A 12,372-nucleotide genomic window follows, 5' to 3' on the forward strand; every position below is an offset into this window, starting at 1 on the left:
CATGGCAAAGGGCAACGGAGTCACGACTGAGGTGCAGGACGAGGGCGAGATCGTGCTTTCGGTGCGCGACGTCACCGTTGCCATCGACGACAAGCTGATACTCGACAAACTGTCGCTCGACATCAAGCGCGGCGAGATATTGGGGTTCGTCGGTGCCTCGGGCGCCGGCAAGTCCGTGCTGCTGCGCACCATTCTCGGGTTGATGCCCAAGCAGTCGGGAGCGATCAAACTATTCGGCGTCGACGTCGACAAGGCAAGCGATATGGAGCGGCTGCGCATCGACATGCGTCTTGGCGTGCTGTTCCAGCACGGTGCACTGTTTTCGGCGCTGACCGTGCTGGAGAACGTGCAGGTGCCGATGCGCGAATATCTCGACTTGCCGAGGAAGCTGATGGACGAACTGGCACTGCTCAAGATCGAGCTGGTCGGGCTGCCGCCGGACGCGGCGCAGAAATTCCCCTCCGAACTCTCCGGCGGCATGATCAAGCGTGCCGCACTTGCGCGCGCTCTGGCGCTCGATCCAGACATCGTCTTTCTCGACGAGCCGACGTCCGGTCTCGATCCGATCAGCGCGGCCGAGTTCGACGAACTCGTCGTCAAGCTGCGCGACACCATGGATCTCACCGTCTACATGGTCACGCACGACCTCGACACGCTATTCACCGCCTGCGACCACGTTGCGGTGCTCGGTAAGAAAAAGGTGCTGGTCGAAGGCACTATCGACGACATGCTGAAGAGCGAGGAACCCTGGGTGAAATCCTATTTCCGCGGAAAACGCGCCCGGCAACTTGATCTTGCGGCGCGTGCATAGCCATAAGTGAAGCAATGGAAACCAGAGCCAACTACGTCATTGTCGGCATTTTCACGCTGGTTGCGATCCTCGCGGCTTTCGGCTTCGTCTATTGGACGGCCGCGATCGGCGACAGGGGCGAGACGACGCTGCTGCGGGTGCGCATTCCAGGCTCGGCGTCCGGTCTAGGCCGCGGCAGTTTCGTGCTGTTCAACGGCGTCAAGGTCGGAGACGTCAAGCGCGTCTATATCGACGTCGACAATCCGACCGTCGCCATCGCCGACACCGAGGTCGACCGGATGACGCCGATCACCAAGTCGACACAGGCCGATATCGGCCTTGCCGGCCTCACCGGCCAGGCCAACATCGAACTCAAGGGCGCCGACCCCAAGGAAGTGAAGCTGCTCGACCAGGCCGAAAAGGAAGGCAAGGTCGCCGAGATCGTCGCCAATCCTTCGGCCGTAACCAATTTGTTGCAGACGGCCCAGAACATCTTCACCCGCGCCGACAAGGTGCTGACGGAGTTGGAAGGCTTCACCAAGGATGTGCGCGGACCGCTGACGCAGACCGTGCACAATGTTCAGACGTTTTCCGATGCACTGGCCAGGAATTCCGACGGTATCGACAAGTTCCTGTCCGCCGTCAGCGCGCTGTCCGATGAGCTGAAAGGCGTTTCAGGAAAACTCGACGGCACGTTGAAGGCTGCGGAGGGCCTGCTCAATGCCGTCGACAAGGACAAGATCAAGAGCATCGTTGCCAATGTCGATACGGTGACGGGGAACCTCAAGGAAACCTCACGGCAGCTCGACGGTGTGATCAAGAACGTCGATACGGCGGTGGGGTCGGTCAACGACTTCGCCAAGCAGACGCAAGGCACGCTAGCCAAGGTCGACGGCGTGCTCGACGGCATCGACCCGGCGCAGGTGCGCCAAGCGCTGGCCAACATCCAGAAGGCCAGCGACAGTGCCAACAAGGCGGCTGCCGATATCGCGGAGGTGACCGGCAAGATCGCCAATCGGGCCGACGACATCGACCAGACAATCAAGGACGCCAGGCAACTGGCGCAACGGCTCAACGACGCTTCGGTGCGGGTCGACGGTATCCTCGCCAAGGTCGACAAGCTGCTCGGCTCGGGTCAGGCCGACGGCGTGATGGCCGATGCAAGGGATACGCTTAAATCGTTCAAGCAGGTCGCCGATACGCTGAATGCCCGTCTTGGAGTCATCACCGACAATCTGGCGCGCTTCTCCGGTCAGGGGTTGCAGAATGTCGAGGCGCTGGTGCAGGACAGCCGCCGCTCGATCAACCGCATCGAGGAGGCGGTGACGGATCTCAGCCGCAATCCGCAGCGCATCCTTTCGGGTGGCGAAGGCGAGGTTCGGCAGTTCGACGGCAGGGCGCGGCGTTGACTTCGGCGCCGGCCCGCCGCAAGAACAGTGCTCGCGAATGCGGGTTGATCTTACGATCCGGGGACAACGGGGATCACGCGTGACTTTGAGTAGGCTTGGAACGGGCGGGTTGAAATCAGCCGCGGCGCTGCTTGTCCTGACGGTTGCCGGTTGTGCGGTGCTGGGCGGCAAGCCGACACCGCTCGACACGTTCGAACTGTCGGCGCCATCGGTCGACGCGCATGGCCATAGCCGCAAGCAAATCCTGATCGCCCAGCCTTCCGCGCTGAAGGCGCTGGACAGCCAGAACATCGTCATCAAACCCTCCGACCGCTCGATCCAATATCTGAAGGGCGCGCAATGGGCCGACCGCCTGCCGCTGGTCGTGCAGGCGCGGTTGGCCGAGACGTTCCAGCGCTCGGGTAGCTTTGCCGGCGTCGGCAAGCCGGGCGAGGGGCTGGCGATCGACTACCAGGTGATCGTCGAGGTCCGGTCCTTCGAAGTGCGCGTCAATGGCGGCGAACATGCCGAGGTCGAGCTGTTCGTGCGCTTGCTCAACGACCGCAACGGCGAGGTGAAGGCTTCCAAGAGCTTCACAGCATCGGCACCCGTATCGGGCAGCGGCAACCCGGCCTATGTCGGCGCGCTCGACGCGGCCTTCGGCGATGCTGCCAAGCAGATCGTTCGCTGGACCGATTCGGTGATCTGAGCGTCAGGCGCGCAGGGGTTTCACTAAACTCCTTTCAGGCTACAGACAGTCGAAGACGTCCGGCCGTAGCTTTCCAGTCTTCATCAGGTGCTGCAGGGTGTAAGTCAGGGACAGCGCATCGTCGAGCGCGTCATGCCCCCGCAATGGCGGGTGTTCGATGCCGTAGTAAGCCGCAAGCTTGTTGCTCGGCGTCCTTGCCAGGTCCTCGATCGGCATACCGGCCGCGATCAGCAACTTGACGGCGTTGTCGAACCGGCTGGCTGGGATGGAAGGCTTGATGCCCGCGACATAGCAACTGATGGCGATCATGTTCAGTTCGTCCTTGCCCCAGGACCAGAACCGAACTCCATCGGAAAACCGATCGACGCCCGCAAGAGCTTCTTCCAACTCGACGCCCTCGGCCTCGATGATTTCTTCGGTGGTTCCGGTCAGCCTGGTGAAGAACGGATCGAGCGCGTATCTCTCGCCAAATCGGTCGATCGGCCTGATGTAGGCCTTGTGCGTGCCCAGCACAGGGAAGTCGCCTTCGAGGCCGAGCCTTGCCGCGCCGATTTGGGCGATGACCGGATCGGGGTCATGGGCCGCGCACCAGAATCTGCGTTGTGAGCCCTCAAGGCAGAGAAACTCGCAGTCGAAGATGATTGCCGTCTTCACAACTCAGGATCCGGTTCCGGAAAACGAGATAAAACCCGAATGCGTCTTCCGGGTAGCGACATCAGTCCTTCAAGAAAAAAGGCGGGAGATAAGTCCCCCGCCTTTTTTCGTTCTTGGCGTGTCGACCGCTTAGTGCAGGCGGCCGCTGGCATGGGCCAGCATGGTGTAGACCTTGCCGGTGTCCGACGTGAGATAAGTCTGCGCCATGATGTTGTCGCGGTCGTTGCGCGAGACATCCTTGAGCAGCTTCTCGAAATCGTCGCAATAGCGGTCGACGGCGGCGCGGAATTCGGCCTCCGCCTGGTACTTGCGGCGGATTTCGTCGAACGTCTGCTGGCCCTTCAGCGTGTAGAGCCTGCGCGTGAACACGTCACGCTCGCCACGCCGGTAGCGGTTCCACAGCTCGATCGAGGCATCGTGGTCGATGGCCCGCGCGATATCGACGGACAGCGAGTTCAGCGATTCCACGACATGCAGCGGCGAACGCTGGGCAGGGGCCGCGCGCGGTGCTTCCGCAGGCGCCTGGGGGGCCGCCGGCCTGAGGTCGGCATCGTTAGACGCAGCGGTCAGCAGATCACGCACCCAGCCGCCTTGCGGCGCGCGGGCAGTGGCGTCGGCGGCACGCTGGCGCGGTGCTGCCTCTGCCGGACGCTCAAGATCGAGCGTGCCGCGCAGTCCCGCGCCGCCCAGCGGTGCCTGCGGCGGGCGCAGATCCGGCTGCTGCGGTGCCGGGGCACGACGCGGCGGCTCGGCGGCGCGTGCCGCCGGGGCCTGCGGCGCCGGGCGCAAGGGGCGTGGTTCCAAGGAGTCGCCGCCACGACCGGACTTCGCAACGATGTCCGAAAGCTCCTTCAAGGCGTTGATCTGCTCGGAAACGGCGCGGCGGATGGCCGAGGTCGATTCCTTTGCCTCTTCCGGCATCTCGATGACGCCTTTCTTGAGTTCGGCGCGGGTCAGGTCGAGTTCGCTCTTGATCGAACCCGCGGTGCGCCGCATTTCCTCGGTCGCATCGGCGAAGCGCTTGGTTGCCGACTCGACGACATCGGTAATGGCGTTGCGGATCTTGTCGGCCGATTCCAGCGTCTTGCCTTCGGCGTTCTGCAGTGTCTGGCCGACGAGGTTCTCGAAAGAACGCATGACCCTTTCGAGATCTTCCGACTTCTTGACCAGGCCAACGGCGAGATCCTCGAGCGACGACTGTCTTTCCAGCGTGTGTTCGAGGTTGCTCTGGGCCGAACTCAGGAGGTCCGAAGCGCCGGCGAGCAGGCGGCTGTGTTCGTCGAACTTGGTGGCGATCGAGGCGACTTCACGCAAGGTCGACGACGACAGTTCCGTCAGCCTTGTCGTGTTCGAATCGACCAGACGCGCCGAGCTGGCAAAGGTCTGCGCCGCCTTTTCGGTGGTCGCCGCGAAGCTTTGCGTGCTGCCGGTCAGACGTTGGTCGACCTCGCCGAGGTTGACCGCGGCCTGCTCGATCAACTGACCGAGCTGCGAGCTGGACTTGGTCATACGGCCGATGAGATCGGCGACGCTGTCGGACAGCGACGAACGGGCGCCTTCGACCGCCGACAAGGTCTCGGCGGTGCGGCTGGCCAGCGCGTTGACCAGGGTCGCATTTTCGCTGCGCAGCTTCTCGGTCGCACGTTCGGTGACCTCTTCCATGCTCCTTTGCAGTTCCGAGCCGCCCTGGGCGAAGCGCTCGACCAAGGGCCGCGCGGTTTCGTCGAGGATCTTCGACATCTCGGCGGACCGTGCCGCCAGCATGGTGTTGAGTTCGCGGGTGTTGGCGCCGATCGTCTTGGCTGCGTCGTTGGTGCTCTGGCCGATATGCTGGCCAACCGCGGTGAAGGTCTCCGCGATCACGTTGGCGCGCGATATGAGTTGCGCCTCGGCGGTCGACACCTGCTCGTTGATCCTCTGGCCCATCGTCTCGGCAGTGTAGGCAAGCCGGTTTTCGACGCCGGCGATCTGCTCTTCGACACGGGCGGCAGCGGCCGCCGCGCTCGACGCGAGACGCTCGTCGGCGCCGGCAAGCGCCTGCTCGATTTCGCGGGCATGCACGGCCAGGTCCTGGCCGGTCTGGCGCGCGCGATCGGCGACCCTCTGCTCGGTGTTTGCGAAGGCGCCGACAATGGTCTGCGCATGCTCGTCGATCGTCGAGGTGCTGTCGGCGATGCGCGAAACCAGGCGCTGGTCGGCGTCGTCGAAGATGCGGGCGATTTCGGACGCCCGGCTGGACAGCGCGTCCGAACCCTCGGCGATGCGCGAGACCAAATGCTGGTCGGCGGCGTCGAAGATGCGGCCGAGGTCCGACGCGCGGGCGGCGAGGGCCTCGGCGGATTCGCCGATACGCATGCCGAGCCGCTGGTCGGCGCTTTCGAAGTTGCGCAGGATGTCGCCGGCGCGGGCGGCTAGCGACTGGGCTGTTTCCACGGCACGGGCGACCAGCTTCTGGTCGGCCGCGTCGAACGTGCCGGCAATCTCGCTTGCGCGGGCGGCCAGCTGATCGGCGGCCTCCTGAGCCCGGGCGGCCAGTTGGTCAGTGGTTGCTTGTGCGCGGGCGGCGAGCTTCTGGTCGGCCATGTCGAAGGCGCCGGCGATCTCGCCAGCGCGAGCGGCGAGCTGATCGGCGGTTTCATGGGCGCGGGCCAGCAGCGAGCTGGAGGTGTCGTCGGCGCGGGCGAGCAAGGCGTTCGACGTATCTTCCGCACGTGCGTGGAGGCGACGATCGGCCTCCTCGAAGGTGCGGGCAATGTCTTCGGCCCGTGCCAGCAGCGCGGCGGACGTCTGTTCGGCGCGCTCGGCAATCTTGCGATCGGCGTCGCTGAAGGCGGCACCGGCCTGCTCGTGCAGCGTGCTGGTGACTTCCAGCACCTTTTCGCGCAAGGCGCCGGCGACGAAGACAGCGCTCTTCTCGAGCACGCCGCGGATGTTGTCGACACCAGTCGACAGCGCGCGCTCCATGGTGCCGGCGCGTTCCTCAATGATGCCGGTCTGGCGGCTGAACGCCTGCTCGATCTTGTCGACATCGGCAGCGATCGCGGCGGAAATGTCCGTGCTCCTGGCCGCGATCTGGTCGATGTGGCCGGACAGCGAGCGATCAACGTCCCTGCGGCTCTCGGCGAGCTTGCCGAGATCATCTTCCAGCGCGCGGCTGAGCATATTGCGGCCTTCGGACAACTTGCCGACATGTCCGGCGATGATATCGTCGATATCGCCGCGGCTTTCGGACAGCCTCTGCAGGTCGGCTTCGAGGGCGCGCTTGAGAATGTCGCGGCCCTCGGCGAGCTTTTCGACCTGGCCAGCGACCAGACCATCGATGCTTGAGCGGCTCTCGGCCAGCTTGGCAAGGTCGGCCTCCAGCGCGCGCTTGAGGACATCGCGGCCCTCGGCGAGCTTCTCAACCTGACCGGCGACCAGACCGTCGATGCTGGAGCGGCTCTCGGCCAGCTTGGCGAGATCGTCCTCCAGCGCCCTCGACAAGGTGGAACGCTCCTGGACAAGCCGTTCCGCGTGATTGTTGACGTGGCCGCTAACGGTCAGCAGGTCGGCCTCAAGAGCTCTCGACAAGGTCGAACGATCCTGTGCAAGCCGCTCGGTGTGGCTGTTGACGTGGCTGCCGACAGCCTCGAGGTCGGCTTCCAGCGCCTTCGACAGTGTCGAACGCTCCTGGACAAGCCGGTCCGAGTGGCTGCTGACAAGGCTGTTGACGGTTTCGAGATCGGCCTCCAGCGCGCGGGCGAACTGGGCACGGTCGTCGACCAGTTTCTGGGACTGGTCGGTAACGGTGTTTCTGACCGTGTTGAGGTCGGCCTCCAATGCGCGGCGCAGGATGTCGCGACCTTCGGCCAACTTCTCGACCTGGCCGGCGACCAGCCCGTCGATGCTGGAGCGGCTTTCGGCCAGCTTGGCGAGATCGTCCTCCAGCGCTTTCGACAAGGTCGAGCGATCCTGAACCAGCCGGTTCATGTGGTCGGCGATGACGCTGTTCACATTCTGCAGATCGGCTTCCAGGACGCGCGAGAGCTGTCCGCGATCCTCGGCCAGTTTGTCCGACTGGCTCGATATGACGTTCTTGATGGTGTTGAGGTCGGATTCCAGCGCACGCTTGAGGATGTCGCGGCCCTCGGCCAGCTTCTCTACCTGGCCGGCGACCAGCCCGTCGATGCTGGAGCGGCTTTCAGCCAGCTTGGCGAGGTCGGCTTCGAGAGTCTGCGACAGCAGGCTGCGGTCTTCTGCCAGTCGTCCGGAATGGCTGTCGATCAGGCCGCGTATGCCCGACAGGTCGCTTTCGAGCGAACGGCCGAGCTGCGTGCGGTCTTCGGCCAGTTTCGCCGAATGCGCCTCGATGAGGTTCTTGATACCGGCAATGTCGTTTTCCAGCGCCTTGGCAAGCACCGCGCGACCCTCGGCGATTTTCTCGACCTGGCCGGCGACAAGGCCGTCGATGTCGGCGCGGCTGTCGGACAATTTGCCGAGATCGGCCTCCAGGGCACGCGAAAGAATGTTGCGGCCCTCAGCCAGTTTCCCAACATGTCCAGCGACCATTTCATCAATGATCGTACGAGCTTGAACCAACTTTCCGGAGTCTTCGTTGAGAGCCAGTGAGAGCCGGTTACGGCCTTCTTCCAGCCTTTCGAGGTGGCTGCCGAGCGACGCATCGATGGCGGCCCGCGATTCGTTGACCTTGCGCAGGTCTTCTTCGAGCGCACGCGCTATCAGGCCGCGGCCTTCGGCCAGCTTCTGCACCTGGTTGGTCACCGCCGCATCGATGCCGGCGCGGCCCTCGGCGAATTTCGCCAGGTCCGCCTCCATGGCGGCAGCCATGCGCTCGCGGCTCTCGGAGAGCTTGCGGCTGTGGTTTTCGACGGCTTCCTCGATGCCGACGCGGGCATCGGCAAGCCGCTGGATGTCGGCGTCGAAGGAACGCGACACGACGTGGCGGGCTGCCTCCATACGGCCGGCGAAATCGCTGGCGCGCGCTTCGAGCATGGAAGAGGTCGAGGTGACGATATCGGCCATGTCGGCGCCGATCTGGGTCTTGCCCTGATCGATCATGGCCGACAGCGTGTCCTTGCTCTCGGCGAAGGTGTGGGCGATTTCACGCGCACGCTCGACCAGCGTTTCGTTGATCTGGCGAGCACGGGCCTCAAGCGCCGCATTGAGCTTCTGCGTGCCGGTATCCAGCGCTTCGGCGCGGGTCTGGAATTCGCTGATCAGCGCCTGGCCACGTTCGGCCAAGGTGCGCTCGATGCCGTTGAGGCTGGCCTCGAACTCGGAATTGAGGGTGCGCGCGGCACCGCCGAGCAGCGACACCATGCCGGTGGTGCGGTCGTCGAGGAGGTCGGTCAACGAGCGGGTCAAGCCGTCCGTGGTGTCCGTCAGCTTGGCGATACGGGTGTCGAGCAGACTGGCGAAAGCCTCGCCGGAGGTCGAAAGCCGGTCGGTGATGTTGTCGAGACGGCCTTCCACCGAATCGAAGATCGACATCGAGCTTTCGTTGATGCGGTCGATCAGCGTGTCGCCGGAATTGGTGATCGTCATCGACAGTTTGGTCGACGCATTGAGGATGCTGTCGCGGATGATGTCGCTTGCCGCGCCGATTTCATCGCGCAACGTCTCGTGCGCGCCCGAGATCGAGGCGCGGACGCGTTCGGCATGGGTGACCACCGCTTCGCGTTCGCTGCCCAGTCCGTCGACCAGCGACCTGATCCGGGTTTCGTTTTCCGAATAGGAGCGCTCGATCTGGTTGACCTCACTGTGGACCAGCGTTTCCAGCTCGACGGCACGGGCAAGGGTGCGTTCGATGCCTTCCCCCATGGCAGCCACCTCGCGACGGACGGCCTGGCCGATCATCATGACGCGATCCTGAGCCATGTTTTCCGGCTCGGTCAGGCGGAAGGCCACTTCCGTCATCGATTGCGCGGCGATGCGCATGTCCTGGGCGCGGCGAATCATCGCTGCGAAGGCCCAGAACAGGATGACGGGCACGATTGCTGCGACGCCGAGGCCGATCAGTTCGGGGCGGGCAAAGAACTGGTCCAGCGTGCGTATCCGCCAGATGCTCGGTCCAAAAAGCAGGTTGGCCAGTCCGCCGGCGCCCGCGATCCAGGCGAGCGAGACAAAGGCGATGACCCAGTAGATGGTGTTGGAGGCGCGCCTGTTCAGGCTGTGCAGAAGGGTTTTGTAATCTTTCTGACGATCGTCGTTGGCTGGCGCGAAGCCAGCGGGCTGGCCGCCGTTGCGCGTCTCCACCGGGCGAAGCTCGGCCGGCTTGGCCTTTGGCGCGGGCATCGCGGCCTGAGCCTGATTGACGACGGGCGCCGCTGCCGGCTGCTGATTGCGTCCCTCGCGTGCCAGCTCGTCGGCGGCCTGCGATATCTGGGCTTCCAGATCTTCCATCGAAGCCGCGATATCGAGGTCGCCGCTGTCGGCATCGCCGCTCAGGTCGAGATCGAGCGCTTTTTCGAGTTCCCTGGCTACGTCGCTGTCGAGATTTCTGGTCGTCGTTGGTTTCTTCGCCATGCCTTCGCTACCCTGTACTAGCTGCCGCGGGGGCTTATAATTCTGGTTGTCTTACCCCCGCGCAGGAGGCTGAAAATGGACCCTCGTATCGTAATGACACAGGGGGGTAAAGAAAACATGCATTCCGCGGGATACGTAAAACTTTAAATATAAGGTTAACGGAAGCGTGATTTGGGCGCCGTTTTCGCAACATTTTTCCCGGCCATTCATTAACCCGTTGTCCACTGGATTCGCCTAGTTTTTCAGGCGGCCGAAGAAAATGGAGTTCGAGTTCATGCGTGGCGAAAGCGGCATTGCCTTTTCAATGCCCGGGGGCGACGTATCGGGAACGAGGCAGTCCCGGCCGGTCGATTTGGCACACCTTGCCCGGCAAACGATGGGCGACCGCGCCCTCGAGCAGGAGGTCCTGGCGCTGTTTGTACAGCAGGCATTGTCGGTGCGCGACAAAATAGTCGATGCCGACATCAAGGACCGGCTTTTGCTGGCTCATGGCTTGAAAGGGTCGGCCCGCGGCGTGGGCGCCTTCGCCATCGCCGAGTGTGCCACCGACATCGAGCGCCGGCCGGAGGACGTCCAGACGCTCAAGCGGCTCGGCAGGCTGATCGACGAGGTACGCGACTTCATCGCCGCCATCAATCGCTGAGTCCGGTTTGCGACAAAAACGTCACGGAGCGCCGCTTTCGCGCGGCAGTTGACTTGTTTGCCGGAGTGATTATCTCGGGCGAAACTCCCTTTCGTCTCGGGCGAAACTCTCTTTCGTCCCGGGCGAAGCTCCCTTCAGGTGACAAATGACCAAACTGACCTTCATCGCCCATGACGGCACACAATTCGACGTGGATGCCGAAAACGGCTCGACGGTCATGGAAAACGCCATCCGCAACGCCGTGCCGGGCATCGAGGCGGAGTGCGGTGGCGCCTGCGCCTGCGCGACCTGCCACGTCTATGTCGATGAGGCATGGACGGCCGAAGTCGGCGAGCCCGAAGCGATGGAAGAAGACATGCTGGACTTCGCCTATGAGGTCCAGCCGAACTCGCGCCTGTCCTGCCAGATCAAGGTACGCTACGCGCTCGACGGCCTGATCGTGCGGGTGCCCGAGCGTCAGGGCTGACAGCCAGCACCGGCGATTTTTCCCGCTGACGCTTGGCAGCGGGGCAATGGTCATGCAGTGTCGCCGGGACTTTCGCAGCGAGGCGCATCATGACCGGCATCACCAGCACAGACGTCCTCATTGTCGGGGCAGGACCGGTCGGCCTGTTCGCCGTGTTCGAGCTCGGCCTGCTGGACCTGAAGTGCCACCTGATCGACATTCTCGACAAGCCCGGCGGCCAATGCGCGGAACTCTATCCGGAAAAGCCGATCTACGACATTCCCGGCTGGCCTTCGATTTCGGCGCAAGGGCTCGTCGACAAGCTGCTTGAGCAGGTTGCGCCGTTCAAGCCCGACTTTACCTACAACCGCATGGTCTCCAGTCTCGAAAAGTTGGACGACGGCGGCTTTCGCGTGACCACGGACGAGAACGAGGTGTTCGAGGCCAAAGTGGTGGTGATCGCCGCTGGCGGCGGCTCATTCCAGCCGAAGCGCCCGCCAATTCCCGGCATCGAAGCCTATGAGAGCACGAGCGTCTTTTATTCGGTTCGCCGGATGGAGGATTTTCGCGGCCACGACCTGGTCATCGTCGGCGGCGGCGACTCGGCGCTGGACTGGACGCTGAACCTGCAGCCGGTGGCAAAGAGCGTGACGCTCGTTCATCGGCGGCCAGAGTTTCGCGCGGCACCCGACAGCGTCAACAAGATGTACGCCATGCAGGAGATGAAGCAGCTGGAATTCAGGGTCGGCCAGGTGACCGGGCTCACCGGGGCCGATGGCCAGCTGGAATCGGCCACCATCAAGGGCGGCCCGGATGGCGACATCGAGGTGCCTTGTACCCGCATGCTGCCGTTCTTCGGACTGACCATGAAGCTCGGCCCGATCGCGGAATGGGGGCTCAATCTCCACGAGAACCTGATCCCGGTCGATACCGAGAAATTCCAGACCTCGGTGCCCGGCATTTTCGCCGTGGGCGACATCAACTGGTATCCGGGCAAGCTGAAGCTGATCCTGTCGGGCTTCCACGAGGTGGCGCTGATGGCGCAAGCCGCCAAGCGCGTCGTCAGCCCCGGCGAACGCATCGTGTTCCAGTATACGACTTCGTCCACCAGCCTGCAGAAGAAGCTCGGCGTTTCAGGCTAGAGCGGTCCAGCGTTTGATAGAATCGCCGAACCGTTCCAGCTCTTAGTTTTTACGCAATTCCGGACGGAAAACCGTT

Annotated in this window: 8 protein-coding genes; 6 read left to right on the forward strand and 2 right to left on the reverse strand. The window is 63.5% G+C overall.

Annotation, left to right across the window (positions count from 1 at the left end):
- The first annotated feature begins 1 nt into the window (after position 1).
- Genes C7I87_RS13665 through C7I87_RS13675 form a run of 3 tightly spaced genes read left to right on the forward strand, consistent with a single transcriptional unit; the run spans position 2 to position 2,887 of the window.
- The gene (locus C7I87_RS13665; protein WP_149904718.1) at positions 2-811 is read left to right on the forward strand and encodes an ABC transporter ATP-binding protein; all 810 of its coding nucleotides are present in this window, start codon (positions 2-4) and stop codon (positions 809-811) included.
- Positions 812-825: 14 nt separating this feature from the next.
- Positions 826-2,199, forward strand: coding sequence for an MlaD family protein (locus C7I87_RS13670; RefSeq protein ID WP_149904719.1), 1,374 nt, complete (start codon positions 826-828; stop codon positions 2,197-2,199).
- A 37-nt stretch (positions 2,200-2,236) separates the two neighbouring features.
- On the forward strand, positions 2,237-2,887 hold the full coding sequence (locus tag C7I87_RS13675; RefSeq protein ID WP_149904720.1) for an ABC-type transport auxiliary lipoprotein family protein: 651 nt from the start codon (positions 2,237-2,239) through the stop codon (positions 2,885-2,887).
- A 39-nt stretch (positions 2,888-2,926) separates the two neighbouring features.
- Here the strand turns inward: C7I87_RS13675 and C7I87_RS13680 are convergent, their stop codons facing one another.
- Together C7I87_RS13680 and C7I87_RS13685 are read right to left on the reverse strand one after the other, a co-directional pair.
- Positions 2,927-3,541, reverse strand: a complete 615-nt coding sequence (locus C7I87_RS13680) for a 3'-5' exonuclease (RefSeq protein WP_149904721.1) — start codon at positions 3,539-3,541, stop codon at positions 2,927-2,929.
- Between the two features lie 129 nt (positions 3,542-3,670).
- Complete coding sequence (locus tag C7I87_RS13685; RefSeq protein ID WP_149904722.1) at positions 3,671-10,066, reverse strand: kinesin; 6,396 nt, start codon at positions 10,064-10,066, stop codon at positions 3,671-3,673.
- Between the two features lie 274 nt (positions 10,067-10,340).
- Between C7I87_RS13685 and C7I87_RS13690 the strand changes: the two genes are divergently transcribed.
- From C7I87_RS13690 to C7I87_RS13700, 3 genes are all read left to right on the forward strand, one after another.
- Positions 10,341-10,709 (forward strand): Hpt domain-containing protein, encoded by a 369-nt coding sequence (locus C7I87_RS13690; RefSeq protein ID WP_149904723.1) that lies wholly within the window; start codon positions 10,341-10,343, stop codon positions 10,707-10,709.
- Positions 10,710-10,854: 145 nt separating this feature from the next.
- Positions 10,855-11,175 (forward strand): 2Fe-2S iron-sulfur cluster-binding protein, encoded by a 321-nt coding sequence (locus tag C7I87_RS13695; RefSeq protein WP_149904724.1) that lies wholly within the window; start codon positions 10,855-10,857, stop codon positions 11,173-11,175.
- An 89-nt stretch (positions 11,176-11,264) separates the two neighbouring features.
- Entirely contained in the window at positions 11,265-12,296 is a 1,032-nt protein-coding gene (locus C7I87_RS13700) for an NAD(P)/FAD-dependent oxidoreductase (RefSeq protein WP_149904725.1), read from the forward strand.
- The last annotated feature ends 76 nt before the right edge of the window (positions 12,297-12,372 follow it).

Origin of the sequence: Mesorhizobium sp. SARCC-RB16n (assembly GCF_008520305.1) — a bacterium.
Lineage (GTDB): Bacteria > Pseudomonadota > Alphaproteobacteria > Rhizobiales > Rhizobiaceae > Mesorhizobium.

Excerpts from the sequence above, each read along its gene's own strand:
- C7I87_RS13695 (WP_149904724.1), top strand. The coding sequence starts at position 10,855 with ATGACCAAACTGACCTTCATCGCCCATGACGGCACACAATTCGACGTG.
- C7I87_RS13685 (WP_149904722.1), bottom strand. The coding sequence starts at position 10,066 with ATGGCGAAGAAACCAACGACGACCAGAAATCTCGACAGCGACGTAGCC.
- C7I87_RS13665 (WP_149904718.1), top strand. The coding sequence starts at position 2 with ATGGCAAAGGGCAACGGAGTCACGACTGAGGTGCAGGACGAGGGCGAG.
- C7I87_RS13675 (WP_149904720.1), top strand. The coding sequence starts at position 2,237 with ATGCGGGTTGATCTTACGATCCGGGGACAACGGGGATCACGCGTGACT.
- C7I87_RS13690 (WP_149904723.1), top strand. The coding sequence starts at position 10,341 with ATGCGTGGCGAAAGCGGCATTGCCTTTTCAATGCCCGGGGGCGACGTA.
- C7I87_RS13670 (WP_149904719.1), top strand. The coding sequence starts at position 826 with ATGGAAACCAGAGCCAACTACGTCATTGTCGGCATTTTCACGCTGGTT.
- C7I87_RS13700 (WP_149904725.1), top strand. The coding sequence starts at position 11,265 with ATGACCGGCATCACCAGCACAGACGTCCTCATTGTCGGGGCAGGACCG.